The organism is Streptomyces sp. NPDC021012 (assembly GCF_044333355.1).
In the GTDB taxonomy this organism is placed as follows: Bacteria; Actinomycetota; Actinomycetes; order Streptomycetales; family Streptomycetaceae; genus Streptomyces.
This window is the reverse complement of sequence record NZ_JBIRQU010000006.1, coordinates 307,271-327,455: the sequence shown is the minus strand read 5'-3', so window position 1 is coordinate 327,455 and position 20,185 is coordinate 307,271. Positions and strand designations below refer to the sequence as shown.

The 20,185-nt window shown below is 73.1% G+C and carries 20 protein-coding genes; 10 read left to right on the top strand and 10 right to left on the bottom strand.

What is annotated here, in order from left to right; genetic code table 11:
* Positions 1–243 precede the first annotated feature (243 nt).
* Both ACH4TP_RS21910 and ACH4TP_RS21905 read left to right on the top strand, forming a co-directional pair.
* Positions 244–1,740: an FUSC family protein gene (locus ACH4TP_RS21910; RefSeq protein ID WP_398438964.1), complete on the top strand. Its 1,497-nt coding sequence runs from the start codon at positions 244–246 to the stop codon at positions 1,738–1,740.
* Between the two features lie 141 nt (positions 1,741–1,881).
* Complete coding sequence (locus ACH4TP_RS21905; RefSeq protein ID WP_398438860.1) at positions 1,882–2,937, top strand: lactonase family protein; 1,056 nt, start codon at positions 1,882–1,884, stop codon at positions 2,935–2,937.
* An 88-nt stretch (positions 2,938–3,025) separates the two neighbouring features.
* Here ACH4TP_RS21905 and ACH4TP_RS21900 read toward each other — a convergent pair whose 3' ends face one another.
* Entirely contained in the window at positions 3,026–3,946 is a 921-nt protein-coding gene (locus ACH4TP_RS21900; RefSeq protein ID WP_389229164.1) for a sirohydrochlorin chelatase, read from the bottom strand.
* 190 nt (positions 3,947–4,136) lie between these two features.
* Complete coding sequence (locus ACH4TP_RS21895) at positions 4,137–5,132, bottom strand: N-acetylglucosamine kinase (RefSeq protein WP_398438859.1); 996 nt, start codon at positions 5,130–5,132, stop codon at positions 4,137–4,139.
* Between the two features lie 87 nt (positions 5,133–5,219).
* On the opposite strand from ACH4TP_RS21895, the gene ACH4TP_RS21890 reads away from it, so the two are divergent.
* Positions 5,220–5,897, top strand: a complete 678-nt coding sequence (locus ACH4TP_RS21890; RefSeq protein ID WP_398438858.1) for a uracil-DNA glycosylase — start codon at positions 5,220–5,222, stop codon at positions 5,895–5,897.
* A 39-nt stretch (positions 5,898–5,936) separates the two neighbouring features.
* On the opposite strand, the gene ACH4TP_RS21885 is transcribed toward ACH4TP_RS21890, so the two are convergent.
* Both ACH4TP_RS21885 and ACH4TP_RS21880 read right to left on the bottom strand, forming a co-directional pair.
* The gene (locus tag ACH4TP_RS21885; RefSeq protein WP_398438857.1) at positions 5,937–7,019 is read right to left on the bottom strand and encodes a WD40/YVTN/BNR-like repeat-containing protein; all 1,083 of its coding nucleotides are present in this window, start codon (positions 7,017–7,019) and stop codon (positions 5,937–5,939) included.
* A 293-nt stretch (positions 7,020–7,312) separates the two neighbouring features.
* Entirely contained in the window at positions 7,313–8,392 is a 1,080-nt protein-coding gene (locus tag ACH4TP_RS21880) for an NADH:flavin oxidoreductase/NADH oxidase (protein WP_398438856.1), read from the bottom strand.
* A 123-nt stretch (positions 8,393–8,515) separates the two neighbouring features.
* On the opposite strand from ACH4TP_RS21880, the gene ACH4TP_RS21875 reads away from it, so the two are divergent.
* Positions 8,516–8,869 carry an ArsR/SmtB family transcription factor gene (locus ACH4TP_RS21875; protein WP_398438855.1) on the top strand — a complete coding sequence of 118 codons (354 nt, stop codon included), beginning with the start codon at positions 8,516–8,518 and terminating at the stop codon, positions 8,867–8,869.
* A gap of 30 nt (positions 8,870–8,899) precedes the next feature.
* On the opposite strand, the gene ACH4TP_RS21870 is transcribed toward ACH4TP_RS21875, so the two are convergent.
* Positions 8,900–9,547, bottom strand: a complete 648-nt coding sequence (locus ACH4TP_RS21870) for a DUF305 domain-containing protein (RefSeq protein ID WP_398182127.1) — start codon at positions 9,545–9,547, stop codon at positions 8,900–8,902.
* Between the two features lie 175 nt (positions 9,548–9,722).
* Between ACH4TP_RS21870 and ACH4TP_RS21865 the strand changes: the two genes are divergently transcribed.
* On the top strand, positions 9,723–11,261 hold the full coding sequence (locus ACH4TP_RS21865) for an LVIVD repeat-containing protein (protein WP_398182130.1): 1,539 nt from the start codon (positions 9,723–9,725) through the stop codon (positions 11,259–11,261).
* Between the two features lie 35 nt (positions 11,262–11,296).
* Here ACH4TP_RS21865 and ACH4TP_RS21860 read toward each other — a convergent pair whose 3' ends face one another.
* The 4 genes from ACH4TP_RS21860 to ACH4TP_RS21845 form a co-directional block, all read right to left on the bottom strand.
* Positions 11,297–11,929, bottom strand: a complete 633-nt coding sequence (locus ACH4TP_RS21860) for a TetR/AcrR family transcriptional regulator (protein ID WP_398438854.1) — start codon at positions 11,927–11,929, stop codon at positions 11,297–11,299.
* Between the two features lie 129 nt (positions 11,930–12,058).
* On the bottom strand, positions 12,059–12,688 hold the full coding sequence (locus tag ACH4TP_RS21855; RefSeq protein WP_389229694.1) for a phosphatase PAP2 family protein: 630 nt from the start codon (positions 12,686–12,688) through the stop codon (positions 12,059–12,061).
* 217 nt (positions 12,689–12,905) lie between these two features.
* A complete protein-coding gene (locus ACH4TP_RS21850; protein ID WP_398438853.1) occupies positions 12,906–13,841 on the bottom strand; it encodes a M56 family metallopeptidase in 936 nt (311 codons plus the stop codon).
* Positions 13,842–13,977: 136 nt separating this feature from the next.
* The gene (locus ACH4TP_RS21845) at positions 13,978–14,583 is read right to left on the bottom strand and encodes a DUF5134 domain-containing protein (protein ID WP_398438852.1); all 606 of its coding nucleotides are present in this window, start codon (positions 14,581–14,583) and stop codon (positions 13,978–13,980) included.
* Between the two features lie 166 nt (positions 14,584–14,749).
* Between ACH4TP_RS21845 and ACH4TP_RS21840 the strand changes: the two genes are divergently transcribed.
* The 5 genes from ACH4TP_RS21840 to ACH4TP_RS21820 all read left to right on the top strand — a co-directional run bounded on the left by ACH4TP_RS21840 (position 14,750) and on the right by ACH4TP_RS21820 (position 19,423).
* Complete coding sequence (locus ACH4TP_RS21840) at positions 14,750–15,301, top strand: GNAT family N-acetyltransferase (RefSeq protein ID WP_389229134.1); 552 nt, start codon at positions 14,750–14,752, stop codon at positions 15,299–15,301.
* 168 nt (positions 15,302–15,469) lie between these two features.
* The gene (locus ACH4TP_RS21835) at positions 15,470–16,876 is read left to right on the top strand and encodes a DUF6421 family protein (RefSeq protein WP_398438851.1); all 1,407 of its coding nucleotides are present in this window, start codon (positions 15,470–15,472) and stop codon (positions 16,874–16,876) included.
* Between the two features lie 35 nt (positions 16,877–16,911).
* On the top strand, positions 16,912–17,673 hold the full coding sequence (locus ACH4TP_RS21830; protein WP_389229128.1) for an SDR family NAD(P)-dependent oxidoreductase: 762 nt from the start codon (positions 16,912–16,914) through the stop codon (positions 17,671–17,673).
* Positions 17,670–18,749: a threonine aldolase family protein gene (locus ACH4TP_RS21825; protein ID WP_389229125.1), complete on the top strand. Its 1,080-nt coding sequence runs from the start codon at positions 17,670–17,672 to the stop codon at positions 18,747–18,749. Before ACH4TP_RS21830 ends, ACH4TP_RS21825 begins: the two co-directional genes overlap by 4 nt.
* A gap of 74 nt (positions 18,750–18,823) precedes the next feature.
* Positions 18,824–19,423: a transglutaminase family protein gene (locus ACH4TP_RS21820; protein ID WP_398438850.1), complete on the top strand. Its 600-nt coding sequence runs from the start codon at positions 18,824–18,826 to the stop codon at positions 19,421–19,423.
* Positions 19,424–19,451: 28 nt separating this feature from the next.
* On the opposite strand, the gene ACH4TP_RS21815 is transcribed toward ACH4TP_RS21820, so the two are convergent.
* The gene (locus tag ACH4TP_RS21815) at positions 19,452–20,174 is read right to left on the bottom strand and encodes a lysophospholipid acyltransferase family protein (RefSeq protein ID WP_389229119.1); all 723 of its coding nucleotides are present in this window, start codon (positions 20,172–20,174) and stop codon (positions 19,452–19,454) included.
* Positions 20,175–20,185 lie beyond the last annotated feature (11 nt).

Here is a 20,185-nt window from a genome sequence, read left to right as displayed (position 1 = left end):
CCCCGTTGTTCCGCTGGACCAATGGCCCACCCTTTCGTCGGTGAGTTGAGCCGCCGTACCCCCTTCTGGCTATCCTTGTAGCCATCACATACCTTCGGCGCCGCGCAGCGCCGTCCGGCGACGAGGCCGGACCGGCCCGCGGTGCCTTCGTCGTGTCCGAGCCCCCACCACCCCAGGGGAACTCCGCGCGCGTCGAGGAACAGATCAAGGGGGGCGGGATTGGCCGCCGTGCAGAAGTACTTCATGGCCCCGGATCCGGGGCTCGTCCGGCTCAGGGTCTCGCTCCGCGCGGTCCTGGGCGTCGGGCTCGCGGTCGCCCTGGCCGAGCTGCTGGGTCTGTCCCTCGTCGCCTCCATCACCGCCGGCCTCGCCGCGCTCCTCGCCCTCTTCACGGTCGGCGACCCCACGGTGCGCCGCCAGGCCGTCACCACCGTCCTGCTGCCTGCGGTCGGCTTCCCCGTGCTCGCCCTCGCGGCGCTCCTGCACGGCGCGCCGCTCCTGCGCGACGCGGCCTGGCTGCTGGTGATCTTCGCCGGTGTGTACGCGCGCCGCTGGGGACCGCGCGGCCACGCGCTCGGCATCTTCGCCTTCATGCAGTTCTTCGTGACCCAGTTCCTGCACGCCGTCCCCGCCCAGCTCCCCGAGCTGTACGCGGCCACCCTCGTCGCCCTGGGCGCGGCCGCGACCGTGCGCTTCGTGCTGTGGCCCATCGAGCGCCGGGTCCCGCCGCCGGCCGTGCCCGCCGCCCTGCCCGGCACGGGGCTCGCCCGGGCCACCACCCGCCAGGCCGTCCAGGTCGCCGTCGCCTCGGGGGCCGCCCTCGTCATCGGGCAGCTCCTCTCGGAGGCGCGCTGGTACTGGGCCGTCGGCACCGTCTGGTGGATCTTCGTCAACACCTCCTCGCGCGGCGAGACGCTCGTACGGGGCTTCCGCCGCGTCCTCGGCACCGTCACCGGCATCGTCGCCGGATTCCTCGTCGCCGTCCCCCTGGGCGGTGAGCCCGTCGTCACCGCGCTGCTCGTCGCCGCGTGCGTCTTCGGGATCTTCTACGCCGCCCCCGTGTCGTACAGCTGGATGATCCTCGCGGTCACCGTGATGGCCAGCCTGCTCTACGGCCTCCTCGGGGTCCTGGACGGCGCCCTGCTGCTCCTGCGCGTGGCCGAGACCGGCGTCGGGGCCCTGTGCGCCGGTCTCGCCGTGACGCTGGTCCTTCCCGTCCGGACGCACACGACGAACGACGCGTGGATCCAGCGCGCGCTCCTCTGCGTCCGGTCCGCCACCTCGGCGTCCGTTCGCCGTCTCGCGGGCGACGACGCCGCCGACCCGACGCCGCACGCCGCCGAGCTGGAGGCGCTCCTCGGGCGCGTGCGGCTCGCGCTGGCCCCGCTGGTGCACCCGCTGAACCCCTTCCGGGGCAGGAAGCAGCGAGCCCGCCGGGTCCTCGGACTCCTCGACGAGGCGGCCGGAGAGGTACGCGGACTGGTCGCCGTGGCCGCCGACCCGGACGCCAGCCACGACGCCCGCCTGGCCGCGGCCTGCTGGCGGGTCGAGGCCGCCGTGGAAGCCCTCACTTCCGGCGAAGGGGGCGCGATGGAGCTGGAGGGACACCTCCGGCCCGAGAACGACGTCCCTCACGCGGGTGCGCCGGCTCTCGCCCACGCCAGGGGACTGGCGCGCGTGCTCACGGAGCTGGACGCTCCGCTGCGGACTCCGCCCGGCGCATGGGCGGTCCGTTCCTGACGGGACTCCGTAGCCCCAGGTGCCCGGCTCGTCCGCTCGGACGCGCCGGGCACCGCCGTTTGGTCTAGACCCCCTGCTACCGTCGGCGCCACGAGAAGACGGCCGGTCGACCGCGACCGGCCCGGGGACAGGGGAGGCGCCGTGGGCGGCACGGGGACGGAACAGGGCCGGAGCGGAACGCGGGCGTACATCGGCTCCTTCACCTCGGCGGGCGGACGCGGCGTCCTCACCGCCGAGGTGGACGAGGAGACCGGCGCGCTCACCGTCACCGGCGGCAGCGACGCCGTCGCCGACCCCTCCTTCCTCGCCCTCGCCGGCCCCGTCCTCCACGCCGTCTCCGAGACCGACACGGGCGCCGTGGCCGCCTTCGACGTCACCGGGCCCGCACCCCGGCCCCTCGGTGCCCCCGTCCCCGTCGGCGGCGCGGGCCCCACCCACCTCGCGCTCGCCGCCGGACACCTCCTCACCGCCAACTACACCTCCGGCAGCGTCACCGCCCTCCCCCTCGCCGGGGACGGCACCGCCCGCCCCGCCACCACGGTCCTGCGGCACGAGGGCGGCGGCCCCGTCGCCGACCGCCAGAGCGGCCCGCACGCCCACCAGGTGCTCCCCGACCCCAGCGGGAACTGGGTCGTCAGCGTGGACCTCGGCACCGACTCCGTACGGATCTGCGCCCTCGACCCCGCGACCGGACACCTCACCCTCCACGGCGAGACCGCGCTGCGCCCCGGCACCGGACCGCGCCACCTCGCCTTCCACCCGGCCGGCACGCACGCGTACGTCCTGAACGAGCTGGAGCCCACCCTCACCGTCTGCCGCTGGGACCCCGCGAAGGGCGTGCTCGAACCGCTCGCCGAGACCCCCGTCGTCCCCGAGGGCACCACCGGCCCCAGCTACCCCTCCGAGGTGGTCGTCGCCCCCGACGGCCGCTTCCTCTGGGCCGCCGTGCGCGGCGACGACACCCTCGCCGTCCTCGCCCTCGACGCGGACGGCGCCGGGGCCCGCCTCGTCGCCACCGTGCCCTGCGGCGGCACCTGGCCCCGCGACCTGACCCTCGACCCCTCCGGACGGCGCCTGTACGCGGCGAACGAGCGCTCCGGCGACGTCACCTGGTTCACCCTCGACCCGGCCACGGGCGTCCCCGCGCGCGCGGGCTCGGTCGAAGCCCCGGCCGCCTCCTGCGTGGTCTTCGGCTGAACCGCCGGGGCCGTCCCCCGGACACGACGAAGGGCCCGCACCGGACGATTCCGGAACGGGCCCTTCCGTACGACAGGAGGGCGCGGCCTCAGAGCGAGGGCGCGGCCTGCGGCTGCTGCGGAAGACCCAGCGCGGCCGTGTACTGCGAGAGCACCAGCTTGCCGATGGCCGGGTAGGCGCCCAGCGGTTCGGCGGCGGCGCACCCGGCCTCCTTCGACGCCTCGTCGAGGAGACCCTCGGCCAGCTCGGGGCCGATCAGGTACGGGGCGAGGGCCAGCTGCTCCGCACCGGCGGCGCGCAGCTGCTCGGCCACGGAGGCGATGGAACCCTCCTGGTCGAGCGCGGCGGCCATCACCGGGACGGCGAGGCGCGCGGCGAGCAGCATGCCGGTGATCCCGGCGGCCTGCACGGCCTCCTCGCCACCGACCGTGGCCAGGATGATGCCGTCGGCGGCCGTCGCGACCGTGAACAGCCGCGCCCGGTCGGCGCGGGCCAGACCGGCCTCGGAGAGACGCACGTGCAGCGCCTCGGCGAGCAGCGGGTGCGGGCCGAGGACATCGGTCAGCTCGGCGGTGTTGCCGGCGTCCATGAGGCCCTGGCGCACCTGGCGCATCTGGGCGCTGTCCGGCCCCGCGAGCAGCGGGACGACGACCGCGGCCGGACCCGTCGGGGCGGTGGCCTCGCGGCCGGCGGCGAGGGCCAGCTCGTACCGCTCGGTGCGCAGCGTCTCGGCGGCCGTGAGGACGGCCGGGAGGGAGGGGTACTCGGTGTCGTCGCCCTCCAGGAAGCCGATCGCGGCCTCCAGGCCGGGCAGCTCGGAACGGGCGATGCTCACGAGCTCTTCGGCCAGCGAGCGTATGGCGGCGGAAGGCTCGCCGGGCACGGCGAGAACCAGTGCGGGAGCGCCCTCGGGCGCCGCCGCGGGTTCGGGGCGACGGTGCCGCCCGGACTGGCGGGGTCGAGGCATTCGTACAGGCAGGCCGGAAGCAGGCCCAGTGGGGGAGCTCATGGCGCCGTATGCTACTGGTTTCGCCTGCGGCGCCGTCGGCTGAGGTGCGGTCACGCGCCTTCTGCCCCTCTATGTCCGCTCTCCGCCCCGACTTCCGTTCCGTTTGCCTTCCGTTTCCCTTCCTTCTCCGCCCGTTCCGGGACCGCTTCCGCCCCGGCGCACCGCTTCCCACCTGCGGGGACGCCCCCGCCTACGCGGCCTTGGAGTCGAACAGACGGAGCAGCGCCGGGTCTTCCGGCAGACGCAGGGTGCCGGTGGCGAGCGCGGAGGCCAGCGCGACCGCCCCGGCGAGCGGATCCCCCGCCGGCTCCACCGTCCGGGCCCCGGGGACGAGCTCCCCGAGCGCGGCGCGCAGCGGTACGAGCAGGGGCTCGCCCATCCTGAAGAGCCCGCCGGTGAGCGCCACCGGGGCACCGGGCTCCGCCGGGCACGCGGCCTCGGCGGCCTCGGCGATGTGCGCCCCGGCCCGCGCGAGGATGCCGGCCGCCACGGGATCCGCCGCGGCGCACCGCCCCACCTCGGGGGCGAAGGAGGCGAGCACCGCGGGCCGGTCCGTCCGCGGGTAGAGCACGCCCGGCAGCCCGGCCGCCGGCCCGAAGAGCTTCTCGGCCCGCTCCAGGAGCGCCGCCGAACCCCCGCGCCGCCCGTCGTGCGCGCGCATCGCCGCCTCCAGACCCGCACGCCCGATCCACGCGCCGCTGCCGCAGTCACCGAGCAGATGCCCCCATCCGTCGGCCCGCCGCCAGCGCGTCAGATCCGTGCCGAGCGCGATCATCCCCGTCCCGCCCGCCACGACGACCCCCGGCCGCTGCCCGAGCGCCCCCGCGTACGCGGTGACCGCGTCGGCCGCGAGAGCGAGTCGGCGCACCCCCCACGCCTCCGCGAAGGCCCCCGGCAGTTCGGTCCGCAGCTCGCCCCCGAGCGTCGCCATCCCCGCGGCCCCCACGGCCACGGCGACCACCGGCCGTCCCCCGGCCCGCTCCCGCAGCTCGGCGACGGCGGGCAGGACCTGCTCCAGCAGGTGCCCGGCCGAGATCCCACCGGGCCCCGTCCGCACCGGTTCACGTGACGCACGGCCGTCGAGCACCGTCCCGCCCACGGCCTCGGCCAGGGCGATCCGGAGCCCCGAGCCACCGGAGTCGACACCGACGACCAGGCCTTCGGAGGGTTCGTTCACGGAAACCACGGTGCACCATCCTCGATGAGGGGGGAGGAGCGGGCGGAGGTCCGGGCCGGACCCCGTTGTCACTGTAGGCCGGTAGAGTGACGGACCGTGACAGCGCGACCCTTGAACGAACTGGTGGAGCCCGGCTGGGCGGAGGCCCTGAGTCCCGTCGCGGGGCGTGTCGCCGCGATGGGTGACTTCCTGCGGGCGGAGATCGCGGCGGGCCGGACGTACCTGCCCTCCGGGCCGAACGTGCTGCGGGCCTTCCAGCAGCCCTTCGACGAGGTGCGGGTCCTGATCGTGGGTCAGGACCCCTATCACACGCCGGGGATGCCGATGGGGCTCAGCTTCTCGGTCGCGCCCGAGGTCCGTTCGCTGCCGCCCAGCCTGGAGAACATCTTCCGGGAGCTGCACACCGACCTCGGTCTGCCCCGGCCGTCGAACGGCGATCTGACGCCGTGGACCCGGCAGGGCGTCCTGCTGCTCAACAGGGCGCTGACCACGGCCCCGCGCAAGGCGGGCGCCCACCGGGGCAAGGGCTGGGAAGAGGTGACCGAGCAGGCCATCCGCGCGCTGGCCGCCCGGGGCAAGCCCCTGGTGTCGATCCTCTGGGGCGCCGACGCGCGCAGGGCCCGCCCGCTCCTCGGGAACCTGCCGGTGATCGAGTCCGCGCACCCGTCCCCGATGTCGGCGGACCGCGGCTTCTTCGGCTCCCGCCCGTTCAGCCGGGCGAACGAGATGCTCGTCGGCATGGGCGCCCAGCCGGTGGACTGGCGCCTGCCCTAGGGCCCGCCCGACGGGAACGGTCGGACAGGCCCCGGGCGCTCAGATCACCGCCGCCCGCACGCACAGCACGTCGGGCAGGTGCTCCGCGAGCAGTTGCCAGGTGTCCCCGTCGTCGGCGCTCGCGTACACCTCGCCGTTGCGGTTGCCGAAGTAGACGCCCGCCGGGTCGGCGTCGTCCGTGCACAGGGCGTCCCGCAGCACCGTGCCGTAGTGGTCGCCCCCGGGCAGTCCCCGGCTCAGGGGCTCCCAGGTCCCGCCCGCGTCCGTCGTGCGGTAGACGCGGCAGCGGCGGTCCGCCGGGACGCGGTCGGAGTCGGCGGTGATCGGGAAGACGTAGGCGGTGCCGGGGCGGTGCGGGTGCGCGGCGACCGCGAAGCCGAAGTCGGAGGGGAGCCCCGCGCCGATGTCGGACCAGCTCGCGCCCGCGTCGTCGCTGCGGAAGACGCCCCAGTGGTTCTGGAGGTAGAGCCGGTCCTTGTCGCCCGCGTCCTGGGCGATCTTGTGGACGCACTGCCCGAACTCGGGGTTCGGGTCGGGCAGGAAGACTGCGGACACCCCCTGGTTGGAGGGGGCCCACGCGACCCCGCCGTCCCGCGAGCGGAACACCCCGGCGGTCGACACCGCGACCGTCAGGGCGTCCGGGTCGCGCGGGTCGGTGACGACGGTGTGCACGGCCTCGCCGCCTCCGCCGGGCACCCACCGGGAGCGCGTGGGGTGCTCCCAGAGCGGGCGGACGAGCGCGAAGGACTCGCCGCCGTCCGCCGACCGGAAGAGCGCGGCCGGCTCGGTCCCCGCGTACACGACGTCGGGGGAGTGCTCCGGTGCCGGGTGCAGCTGCCAGACGCGCTCCAGGGAGGCCCCGGTGTCCTCGGGGAACCTCACCGCCGGCCGGGCCGGTTCGGTCCAGCTCCTGCCGAGGTCGTCGGAGTGGAAGACGGAGGGGCCCCAGTGGGCGCTGTCCCCGCCGACGAGCAGCCGCGGGCTCGGCCGCCGGGTGTCGATGGCGACGGAGTACACCGCCTGCGCGGGGAAGGCGGGATCGTCGAACTCCCACCGCCCGTCGTGTCGTCGGCCGATGAAGAGACCCTTGCGGGTGCCCACGGTGAGGAGTACGTCGGGCATGGCTGCCACCTCCAGGACGCCGTTGTCACTGATACGGGCCAGTCTGTACCCGGCCACTGACAACGGCCCCCGAGGACACCCCGGCGCCGGCCACGGCCACGGCACTGCCCCCGGCCACTCCCACGGCGCCGGCCACTCCCACGGCACTGCCCCCGGTCACTCCCACGGCGCCGGCCACGGCCACGGCACTGCCCCCGGCCACTCCCACGGCGCCGGCCACTCCCACGGCACCGGCCACGGCGCCGGCACCGCCCACGGCCTTGGCGGCACCCCGGCCCTGCCCCGGCCCGGGGTCAGATCGCCCAGGCGTACTGCGAGGGCGCGGAGACCGTCGCGCCCAGTTCGCGGGCGGCGCGGCGCGGCCAGGAGGCGTCGCGGAGCAGCTCGCGGCCGAGGAGGATCGCGTCGGCCTCGCCGTTGGCGAGGATCTTCTCGGCCTGCCGGCTCTCGGTGATCATGCCGACGGCGGCGACGGGCAGTCCGGCCTCCGCCCTGACGCGGGCCGCGAAGGGCACCTGGTAGCCGGGGCCGACCGGGATCTCGGCCGGTCCGCCGTTGCCGCCGCTGGAGACGTCGAGGAGGTCGACGCCGTGCTCGCGCAGGAGGGCGGCGAGCCGCACGGTCTCGTCGACCGTCCAGCCCCGCTCCTCCAGCCAGTCGGTGGCGGAGATCCGGAAGAAGAGGGGCAGTTCCTCGGGCCAGACGGCCCGCACGGCGTCGACGACCTCCAGGGCGAGGCGGGTGCGGTTCTCGAAGGAGCCGCCGTACGCGTCCGTGCGGTGGTTGCTGTGCGGGGAGAGGAACTCGCCGATGAGGTAGCCGTGCGCGCCGTGCACCTCCAGGACCTCGAAACCGGCCTCCAGGGCGCGCCGGGCCGCGGCCGCGAACTGGCCGGTGACCTCCTGGATCTGCTCCACGGTCAGCTCGGTCGGGACGGGGTGGCCCTCGGCGAACGCGACCGGGCTGGGGGCGAAGGGCTGCCAGCCCTCGGAGGCGTCGGCCGGGCCGCGCCCGTGCCAGGGGCGCTTGGTGGAGGCCTTGCGTCCGGCATGGCCGATCTGGATGCCGGGCACGGTGCCGTGCTCCTTGAGGAAGCCGGTGATCCGCCGCATCGCCTCGACCTGGGTGTCGTTCCAGAGGCCGAGGTCCGCCGGGCTGATGCGGCCCTCGGGGGAGACGGCGGTCGCCTCGACGAGGATCAGTCCGGCGCCGCCGGTGGCGCGGGCCGCGTAATGGGCGAAGTGCCAGTCGTGGGGGACGCCCGCGTTCGGTCCGCTCGTCTCCGCCGAGTACTGGCACATGGGTGCCATCCAGACCCGGTTGGGCACGGTCAGCGACCGCAGGGTGTAGGGCTCGAACAGGGCGACGCTCATGACGGACTCCGTTTCGGGATGCCTCGAAGGTGCTCGTACGATACTCGTCGTAGTACGGCGAATGTCAAACTACGAGGGTTCTCGTACAATGGTCGGCATCCCGGAGGAAGTGGAGCCGCCGCCATGACGACCACCACCAGCCCGCGCGTCCTGGAGCACCCCACGCGCGATCAGATCCGCCTCGAAGAGGTGCTGCACGCCCTCTCCGACGCCGTACGCCTGCGGATCGTGCGGGAGATGGCGCGCGAGGACACCGAACTCAGCTGCTCGTACTTCGACCTCCCGGTGACCAAGTCCACGACCACGCACCACTTCCGGGTGCTCCGCGAGAGCGGCGTCATCCGGCAGGTGTACCGGGGCACGGCCAAGTACAACCTCCTGCGCAGGGACGACCTCGACGCCCTCTTCCCCGGCCTCCTCGACTCCGTCCTCGCCGCCGCCGGCGCCCAGGCCGGGCGCGGGGGAGACGCGGACTGACGGCGGACGTCCGGCCGGACGCGCCCGCCCCTACAGCGAGCGCATCCGGTCGATCTCCGAGGTCTGCTGGGCGATCACGTCGTTCGCCATCTCCTCCACGAGTCCGTTGTTGCCCTGGCTCAGCACCTCGGCGGCCATCGTCACGGCCCCCTCGTGGTGCGCGATCATGAGCTTCAGGAAGAGCGTGTCGAAGGCCTTGCCCTTCGCGCCCCGCAACTCCTTCAACTGCTCCTCGGTCGCCATCCCCGGCATCGAGTGATGGTCGTGGGCGCCCTGTGCGCGCGGACCGCCGTTGTTTTCCAGCCAACCTTCCATCGCGTCGATCTCCGGCCGCTGCGCTGCCGTGATCCGCTCCGCCACCCGCTTCACCTGCGGGGAGGAGGCCCGTCCCGGGACCAGCTCCGTCATCGTCAACGCCTGCTCGTGGTGGGCGATCATCATCTGCACGTACCGGAAGTCCGCGCCGTTCGGACTCTCGTCGGGGAGCAGCCGGGCCGCCTCCTCGGGGGATATCCGCCGGGCCGGCTCGCCGGGCTTCCCCGGAGCCACCACCGAGGGGCCGCTCGACGCCCCGGCCTGCGGCGCGTCCTTGCCGGCGTCCGACTCGCAGGCGCCCAGGGCGAGGACGGCGACGGCGGCCAGGACGGCGGCGACGGCACGCTGACGGCGGATCAACAACACGACCTCCAGGTGTTCTTGCGGGACAGTGACCGTTCCTAGCACCTTTCTCGGGATGACCGATCAAAAACCTTCATTACGTCTGTGTTGCCATCTGTTGAGATGCGCATGGCACGTTCGATACTGCCGGGGTCCAACACCCGTTCACAGCCGAACGGATACCAGGGAGGACGGAGTGACTTCGTTGCGTACCCCGCGTACCACGTCCGACACGCGTGACCCGCGTGCCCGGTTCAGACGCCTGGGCGCGGCATCCGCCGCCGCAGGGCTGCTGGCCGCACTGCTCGCGGCAGTCCCCGCGGCCGCCACCCCCGACCCCGGAGACGCCGCCCCCGCGCGGGAGACGGTCTCCTCGCGGCAGGCCGCCGAGGCGCGCTCCGCGATCCAGAGCGGCGAGATACCCGGCGTGGACGAGATCGTCCACAGCCAGAACATCGAGCACCTCGCGAACGTCCCCAAGGACGCCCTCAAGAGCCTCAACACGGACCTCGCCTTCCAGGGCAAGTACGCCTTCGCCGGCAACTACGACGGCTTCCGCATCTACGACATCAGCGACCCGAAGGCCCCGAAGACCGTCGCCCAGGTCCTCTGCCCGGGCTCCCAGAACGACGTCTCCGTCTCCGGGAACCTCCTCTTCCTCTCCACCGACTCCTCCCGGAGCGACAACTCGTGCGCCAGCACGACGCAGCCCGCCTCGGTGAAGGAATCCTGGGAGGGCATGAAGATCTTCGACATCAGCGACATCGCCAACCCGAGGTACGTCGCCGCCGTCGAGACCAACTGCGGTTCCCACACGCACACGATCCTGCCCAAGGGCAAGAACGTGTACATCTACGTCGCCTCCTACTCGCCCAACGTCGCCTTCCCCGACTGCCAGCCCCCGCACGACGGCATCTCGGTCATCAAGGTGCCCCGCAAGGCGCCCGAGCAGGCGCGGGTCGTCAACTTCCCCGTCCTCTTCCCGGGCGAGGGCCCGGACGGCGGCGGCAACCCGGGCGCGCCCACCAACCCCGGCGTCTCCAAGACCACCGGCTGCCACGACATCACCGTGCTGCCCGAGAAGGACCTCGCGGCCGGCGCCTGCATGGGTGACGGCATCCTCTTCGACATCGAGGACCCCGAGCACCCGCGCGTGATCGACCAGGTCGAGGACAACGTCAACTTCGCGTTCTGGCACTCCGCGACCTTCAACCAGAAGGCGAACAAGGTCGTCTTCACCGACGAGCTCGGCGGTGGCGGCGGCGCCACCTGCAACGCCGCGGTCGGCCCGAACCGGGGCGCCGACGGCATCTACGACATCGTCGGCAAGGGCGACAAGCGCAAGCTCGTCTTCCGCAGCTACTTCAAGATCCCGCGCCACCAGGCCGACACCGAGAACTGCGTCGCCCACAACGGCTCGCTGATCCCGGTCAAGGGCAAGGACCTCATGGTCCAGGCCTGGTACCAGGGCGGTGTCTCCGTCTGGGACTTCACCGACTCCGACGCCCCGAAGGAGATCGCCTACTTCGAGCGCGGCCCGCTCTCCGCGACCACGCTCTCGGTCGGCGGCTCGTGGTCCGCGTACTACTACAACGGCTACATCTACTCGAACGACATCGCGAAGGGCTTCGACGTCCTGAAGCTCTCCGACCGCCGTACGGACCCGGCGAAGAAGATCCGGATGGACGAGCTCAACGTCCAGACCCAGCCGGACTACTTCGACTTCGAGGACTGATCACCCTCAAGGACCGCATCGCCTTCGAGGGCTGATCACCGCTTGCCGAGCGCCGGCGTGCCACCGGGCGGACCCCCGTCCGGCGGCACGCCCGCCTCCCAGTCGAGCCCGTACCGGTGGAACAGCTCCGACCGCAGGCGCTCCAGCGGCAGCGGGGCCCCCGGCAGCAGCACCGCCACCACCGCGCCCATCAGCAGGGCGCGCAGCAGCGGATAGTCCGTGTCCACGTCGGTGGAGCCGTACCGGACGACCGTGTCCCGCAGCAGGAAGGCCAGCCGCTGCTGCTCCTCGCACTGCACGAACCCGTCGGCCTGCAGGATGCCCGCCATGTGCGTCCGCATCAGGGTGGGCCGCCGCACCGCGAGCCCCAGGACCGCGTCGATCGCGCGGGCCATCCGCTCGTGGCCGTCCTCCGTGCGCGGCTCCCGCTCCAGCGCCTCCTCCAGGGTCAGGTGCATCAGCCGGTGCACCGCCGCCTGGAGCAGCTGCCGCTTGCCGGGGAAGTAGTACGAGATCAGCCCCCGCGCCGTACCCGCCCGTTCCGCTATGTCGCCGAGCGTGGTCGCCTCGTAGCCGTGGGTGTCGACCAGGTCCGCGGTGGCCTGCAGGATCCGCTCCCGGGACCGGCGCCGAAGCTCTTCATTGACCGATGGGCTACGCGGGGACATGCTGGACTCCTGCGTTGACTGGCTGCCGGCCAATATACTCGGCGCATCCCGTCGGGCTGCCCGTGTGGCGGACCGCCGGGGATGCCGTCTGTTCTGGGCGACACGGGGGATCGTCCAGAACAGACGGCTTCATCGTCTTCCTCCCATTCTGCTCCGGTACGTGAGCACCGCCACGGCCACGCAGAACCAGCCGAGCAGCCAGCCCTCCACGACGTCCGAGGGCCAGTGCACGCCCAGGTAGACCCGCGTCCAGCCCACCCCGAGCACCGAGACGACGGCGACGCCCGCCAGGGTGCCCCAGCCGCGCCACTCCTCCCGCCAGTGCAGGGCGAGCACCCACAGCAGCAGCCCGCAGGTGACCGTGGCCGTCATCGCGTGTCCCGAGGGGAAGGCGGCGTAGTGCGCCGAGTCCACCGGGTCGGTCCACTGCGGCCGCTCCCGCCCCACCAGCGCCTTCAGGGCCTGCTGGAGCCCGACGGCCAGCAGGCTCGTCCCGGCCACCCACAGCGCCGCCCGCCGCTCCCGCCGCCACCACAGCAGCGCCGCGGCGACGGCGGCCAGGGCACGCATCGTCCACGGGTCCCACACCCAGTCGGTGAGGACGCGGTTGACGTGGGTGAAGCCGGGGTGGGCGAGGGCACTGCGGTGGAGGGCCTCGGCGACCGAGCGGTCGAAGGAGAGCAGCGGTGGCCACCCCACGGCGACGAGCACGAGCAGAATCAGGGCCAGGACCCCGGAGACCAGGGCGGAGGTGCGCATGCGCCGATCCTGCCCGACGGGCCGCCCCGCGCCGCCCTCCTCGCCGACGGCGCGCGGCGCCGCCCGATCGGCGTCGGCCGTACGCGCGCTGCGCCCCTCCCCGGCGATGCCGACCGCCGCCGCGCTCCCGACCGCCTTCGTGGTCCCGGCTGCCCCCGCGCTGCCGGCCGCGTCCGCCGCCCGGTCCGCGTCCGCCGTGTGTGCCGTCATCCGCAGGTCATCCCAGCGCGCGGAGCGCCGGTACGAAGGCCACGAGTACGGGGATCACGGGTACCAGGGAGGCGGCCGCCGTCAGCCGGAGCCGGCGGCCGGCGGTGAGGCGGGGCGTCGCGGTCAGCAGCCGGTTCACCCGCTGCGGCAGATCGGCGGCGGGGGCCGGACCGGGGCCGAACACGCCCCGGTCCTCGTTCAGTTCGACCAGCGCGAGCGCGATCGTCAGACGTCCGAAGCGGCGTGAGGCCACGTCGTCGGCGGCCAGCTCCACCAGGCGGTGCATCTCCTCGCGGAAGGCCGCGAAGACCGGGATCCCCGGGAACCCGGCGGCCAGCGCCCCCGAGCAGTGCAGCAGCCAGTCGTGCCGGGCCCGGGCGTGGCCCTGCTCGTGCGCGAGGAGCGCGTCCAGCTGACGCCCCTTCAACCGCCGCAGCGCCGCCGTCGTGACGACCAGCCGGGGCGTCGGGCCCGCCATCCACCAGGCGTCCGCCCGCTCGCCCTCCAGGACGACGAGCCGCTCGCTGCCCGGCCGCTCCCCGGGCAGCAGGGGCGCGCGGACGAGCAGATCGCCGCGGCGCTGTCTGCGCCGGGCGCGGGCCCGGCCGATCTCGCGTCCCAGCATCGCCCCGGACCAGAGCCCGCCGGCCGCCAGCGCCACCGCGAGCACCGCGGACCAGGGCCCGGACGTGCCGAGTTCGTACGCGTCGACGACCGCGCGCGGCGCGCCCGCGAAGACCTGCCCGCGCACGGCCTGCCAGGCCGCGGACGCGCTGAACGTCATGGAGAGCGCGAAGCTCAGCAGCACGGCGGCCACCACGCACTGCCACACCCACAGGGCCACCACGGGTTCTCGCTCCGCCCAGTCGGCCCGGGACAGCAGCCGGGGGGCCACGAGGGCGGTCAGGAGGCCGAGCAGGAACAGCGCGAGGGAGACCCACATGGGCGTCAGCCTATGAGCGCGGTACTCGCCGGGGGTATGGGCTCGTACGGCAAGTGACGTACGCCACGGTTTGGTTGGGCGGAACGTGCTCTCGCCGGGCCGGGTCCCGGGAGGACTCCCGGGCGCGGCACCGGCCTCACAGGGTCACCAGCATCGCGAGCATGGCGAGCGCCATCGAGAGGCGGCAGGCGAGCGCCAGTTCCGGCCGGGTCGCCCAGGCGGGCCCCGGGGGCTCGGGCGGGACCGTCCAGGAGGGCCCCGGGCCGCCGGCGGTCGCCGTCACCGGGACGAGCCGCGCCCCCGAGCGGAGCACGTACGCCGTGTAGTAGAGGAGGAGCCCGCCCGTGAGCACGGGTATGCCGGCCACCGCGCTCCCCGCCGTGTGCCCCGCGTGCCCCGTCTGCGCCCCCGCCGCGCCGGGCACCGCCATCGCCACCGCCATGTAGACCATGGCGAGCGAGCCCACCAGGTGGTGCAGATGGTGCCCGCCCCGCCGCACCGCGAGGAGACCGTGCAGCGCCGCCGCGCCGAACACCGCCGCGTACACCGGCAGGACCCACCCCGGCGGGGGCAGGACGGCGGCGGGCAGCGCCATGAAGGCCATCCCGAAGCCCATCACCGCCTCGCCGCCCGCGGCCCTGCGCTCCGCACCGGCGCAGGCGCGCATCCGCAGCAGGCAGTACACGCCCGTCGCCGCGCACAGCGCGACCAGCAACCACCCCGACAGGGCCGGTCCGTGCACGGCACACCTCCCCCCATGGCCTGTCCAGGGAGGAATGCCCGTCTCCCGGGCCCCGCACGCGGGCGCAGGGGCGCGCACGGGTGTACGAGGGGAGCGGAAGGCGCGCGCGTTAGGCTCGGGACGATCGCGCACGCCGATCGTCAGCGCCCGAGGGGAGCCCCGATACATGGACACCGCCACGTCCCAGGAGACCGGCCGGATCAGCTACCGCGACGCGGTCCTGGACGACGTCCCGGTCCTCGTCCCGCTCGTCGAGTCGGCCTACCGGGGCGACGCCAGCCGGGCCGGCTGGACCACGGAGGCGGACATCCTCCAGGGGCAGCGCACCGACCCCGAGGGCGTGGCCGCGGTCATCACCGCCCCCGGCAGCCGGCTCCTGGTCGTCGAGCGCGACGGCGAGCTCGTCGCCTGCTGCCAGCTGGAGCACCGGGGCGAGGCCGCCTACTTCGGCATGTTCGCGGTCCGCCCCGAGCTCCAGGGCGCGGGTCTGGGCAAGCGGATCATCGCGGAGGCCGAGCGCCGCGTGCGCGAGCTGTGGGACGTCCGCGAGATGCACATGACGGTGATCTCCGTGCGCGAGGAGCTGATCGCCTGGTACGAGCGGCGCGGCTACCGGCGGACGGGCCGGACGACCCCGTTCCCGTACGGCGACGAGCGCTTCGGGCTGCCCCAGCGCGACGACCTGGAGTTCGAGCTGCTGATCAAGCCGCTGGGCTGAGCCGGACGGTCCTCTTACGTCGGAAGGACGGCCTCAACCCTGGCTGACAGGAAAAATTTCTGTCGCCAGGGGGGTCGTGCAGGATAATTTCTTCCGTCTCCTCTTGCGGGGAGGAGCCGTGCATGGATACGGTTTCTTGACGCAAGGTTCTCCTGTGGAGGAAGAGGCATGACGGAAATTCTTGTGCAGGACGTGACCGGTGGGGGGATAACCACCGACGCCCGCGTGATCGACCACCCGGCCTGGGCCGAGCTCAAGAATGCCGTGGAGGAGATCCGCCCCTGGCAGTCCAAGGACGGCTCCATCGACTTCGAGGCCGAGGGCGCCCCCGCCCGCGCGCTCGTCGAGCTGACCGTGGACCGCCTGGTCGCGGCCGTCGAGCAGCTCTCCCCGCTCGTCCCGCACGACGGCGCCTACCACCGCGCCCTCGTCGCGGACCTGCGCAAGTGGGTCGAGAGCGGCTTCACCGTGCCGGACTTCCTGGACTCCCTCATGGAGTTCCACCCGGCCGCCGGCCGCGCCGACGGGCTCCAGCACCTCGTGCTCTTCCCGATGTACACGCAGAACGGCAACCTTGACCGCAACTTCGAGGCCGTCGTGCTCCGCATGGTCTGGCCGGAGTGGCTCTCCGAGCTGGAGCGCACCCGCTACGACAACCCGGGCTTCTGCGGCATCACCTTCGAGGACTTCACCGCCGGGTACGACACCAACTCGGCCGTCCTCTTCCCGGAGACCGTCGCCGTCCGCGAGGTCCCCGAGCGCTTCACCTGGGGCGGCATCTTCTGCGACCGCGAGGCCGCGCGCTTCCGCAAGGTCACCGAGGCCGCCGTCGACACCCTCGGCGTCAAGCTCCCCGAGGACATCGCCGTCATGCTCGGCGACCAGAAGCGCTGCGAGCAGGCCTTCGCGCTCTGGGACCTGGTCCACGACCGCGCCCACAGCCGCGGCGACCTGCCCTTCGACCCCTTCATGATCAAGCAGCGCCAGCCCTTCTGGATGTACGGCCTGGAGGAGCTCCGCTGCGACCTCACCGCCTTCAAGGAGGCCGTGAAGCTGGAGGCCGAGGGCAACGGGCACGGCCGCGACGTGCAGTACGCGGTCCTCTTCGACCGGATGTTCCGCTTCCCGCTCACCGGCGACCGCAACCGCAACTACGACGGTCTCGGCGGCCAGCTCCTCTTCGCGTACCTCCACAAGAACGACGTGGTGCGCTGGACGGACAACGTCCTCACCATCGACTGGGACCGCGCCCCCGAGGTCACCAACCGCCTCTGCTCCGAGATCGAGACCCTGTACCGCGAGGGCATCGACCGCCCGAAGCTGGTCCACTGGTTCAAGGCGTACGAGTTCGTCTCCACCTACCTCGCCCCGCACCCGGGATCGAAGTGGGCCAAGGGCCCCGACGCCCTCGACCTGTCCCTCCCGCCGCGCAAGCTGGTCGACGACGTGCTTCCGGACGAGTTTCCGCTCAGCATGTTCTTTGAGGCCCTCGCCAAGAAGCTGAAGGGCGTGATCGCCGACACCAAGGGGATCACCGCCGCCGACGTCCCGAGCACCGTGCGGGCCGCCGCGTGAGCGACCTCACCGAGAACACCGAGGAGGCGTCGCCCATGATCTCCAACGGAAACGGCGGACCGCTCGACGGCGCCGTCATCGCGGTCGCCGGCGCGGCCGGCCCGGCGGGCCGCGCGACGCTGCTGCGTCTCGCCGAGGCCGGCGCCACGGTCGTCGCCTCCGACGCCGACCCGGCGCGCCTCGCGGAGGCCGTCGACGCCGCCCGCTACGCCCACGGCGGCGCCAAGGTCGTCGGCGACACCGTCGACCTCCTCGACCTGGACGCCACGCGCGACTGGGCCGCGAAGACCGAGAAGGAGTTCGGCCGGATCGACGGCCTGGTCCACCTCGTCGGCGGCTGGCGCGGCGCCCCCTCCTTCCCGGAGACCGACCTCAAGGACTGGGACTTCCTGGAGAAGCTCCTGATCCGCACGGTCCAGCACACCTCGCTCGCCTTCCACGACGGGCTGCTGCGCGCCGGCGGGCGCGGCCGGTACGCCCTGATCAGCCAGTCCGGCGCCCACAAGCCGGTCGCCAACAACGCCGCGTACAACGCCGGCAAGGCGGCCGCCGAGGCCTGGACCCTGGCCATGGCGGACTCCTTCCGCAAGCTGGGGGGCGACGACGGCCCGCAGGCGGCGGCTGCCATCCTGGTGATCAAGGCATTGGTGCACGACGCGATGCGCGCCGAGCGCCCCAACGCGAAGTTCGCGGGCTTCACCGACGTCAAGGACCTGGCGAACGAGATCGCGGGTCTCTGGGACAAGCCCGCCCAGGAAGTGAATGGACAGCGTCTGTGGCTGACCCCCAAGCCGTGACCGCGGCACTCGGCCCCAGGACCGACGCACGTCGTCACCACGACCCGTCGGTCCGGGGCTTCGCCAGCGACAACTACGCCGGCGCCCACCCCGAGGTCCTCGCGGCCCTCGCCCTCGCCAACGAAGGCCACCAGGTCGCCTACGGCGAGGACCAGTACACCGATCACCTCCAGCGGATCATGCACAGCCACTTCGGCCCCACCGCCGAAGCCTTCCCGGTCTTCAACGGGACCGGGGCGAACGTGACCGCGCTCCAGGCGCTCACCGACCGCTGGGGCGCCGTGATCTGCGCCGAGACCGCCCACATCAACGTGGACGAGGGCGGCGCGCCGGAGCGGATGGGCGGCCTCAAGCTGCTCACCGTCCCGACCCCGGACGGCAAGCTCACCCCCGAGCTGATCGACCGGCAGGCCTGGGGCTGGGAGGACGAGCACCGGGCCATGCCCCAGGTCGTCTCGATCACCCAGAACACGGAGCTCGGCACCGTCTACACGGTGGAGGAGATCCGCGCGATCGTCGAGCACGCCCACGCCAAGGGCATGAAGGTGCACCTCGACGGGGCCCGCATAGCCAACGCGGCCGCCTCGCTCGACGTGCCGATGCGCGCCTTCACCAACGCGGTCGGCGTGGACGTGATCTCGTACGGCGGGACGAAGAACGGCATGCTCTTCGGCGAGGCCGTCGTCGTCCTCAACCCGGACGCGGTCAGCCACATGAAGCACCTGCGCAAGCTGTCCATGCAGCTCGCCTCGAAGATGCGCTTCGTGTCGGTGCAGCTGGAGGCCCTCCTCGCGAAGGACCTGTGGCTGCGCAACGCCCGCCACGCCAACGCGATGGCCCAGCGCCTCGCCGCCGGGGTGCGCGAGCTGGACGGGGTGGAGATCCTCTACCCGGTGCAGGCCAACGCGGTCTTCGCCCGCCTCCCGCACGAGGTGAGCCGACGACTGCAGGAACGGTTCCGCTTCTACTTCTGGGACGAGGCCGCCGGCGATGTCCGCTGGATGTGCGCCTTCGACACCACGGAGGACGACGTGGACGCCTTCCTCCAGGCGCTGAAGGAAGAGCTGGCTCGCTAGCTCTTTGTGAATGAATATACGGCCGGACGGAAAGTCATTGACTCCGTCCGGCCGTCTTCATAGGGTCGTCCCGCATGGAACTCATCCAGCAGAACCCCGATATCCATGCCTATCTGGCGGCGAGCGAGTCCGTCGACCATGAGCACCCGCTCGTCAGGGAGGCCTCGGACCGGCTCTCCGCCCAACACCCCGACGCATACTCATACGCGGAAGCGGCCTTCGCGTTCGTCCGCGACACCATCCCGCACTCCATGGACTCCGGCGATCTCCGCGTCACCTGGCGCGCCTCCGACGTCCTGGAGCAGCGCACCGGCATCTGCTACGCCAAGTCGATCGCGTACGCCGCGCTGCTGCGGGCCCGCGGCATCCCCGCCGCCCTCTGCTACCAGCGGCTCGCCGAGGACGACGGCTCGGACCCGGCGATCCACGGCCTCGTCGCCGTCCTGCTGCCCGGCGAGCGCGTCTGGGCCCGCCAGGACCCGCGGGGGAATAAGCCGGGCATCGACGCCCGGTTCTCGCTGGGGGAGGAGCGGCTGGCCTTCCCCGTACGGCCGGAGCTCGGCGAAGTGGACTATCCGGAGCTGTACGCCGAGCCGCACCCGGTCGTCCTGGGCGTGCTGAAGGCAGCCCCGGACCGCCCGGCCCTCTGGCGGACGCTCCCGACGGAGCTCTGACCGGGCGGGCGGTGCGGGAGCGGTTCCGTCAGCCGGCTTCCTTGACCTGGGCCGGCGTCGGAGCCGTACCGCCGAGGTGCGCCGGGACCCACCACGTGTCGCCCGCGTCCTTCGGGCGGACCGGGTAGGCGCGCTGCGCGGCCTCCAGGAGCTCCTGCACGCGCTCGCGCAGGCGCCGGGTGATCGCGCCCGCGTACTGGTCGGTGGGGGCCTCCATCGGCTCGCCGACGCGGATGGTCACCGGGATGTGGCTCCGCTTGAAGTTCCGCGGCCGGCCCTTCGTCCAGATCCGCTGGGTGCCCCACAGCGCCATCGGGATCAGCGGGACGCCCGCCTCCTGAGCCAGGCGCGCCGCGCCCGTCTTGAAGCTCTTGAGGGTGAAGGACTGGGAGATGGTCGCCTCGGGGAAGACACCGATGATCTCGCCGGCCCGCAGCGACTCCAGGGCGTGCTGGTAGGCGTGCTCGCCCTGGGCGCGGTCCACCGGGATGTGCTTCATGCCGCGCATGAGCGGTCCGGAGATCTTGTGCTTGAAGACCGAGTCCTTCGCCATGAAGCGCACCAGGCGCTTCTGCGGCAGGGCGGCGAGACCGGTGAAGATGAAGTCCAGGTAGCTGATGTGGTTGCTCACGAGCACCGCGCCGCCGGTCCGCGGGATGTGTTCCGAACCCTGCGTGTCGATCTTCAGGTCGAGCGCCTTGAACATGGTCAGAGCGGCGCCGATGACCGGTCGATAGACGAGTTCTGCCATCGGAGAGGAAC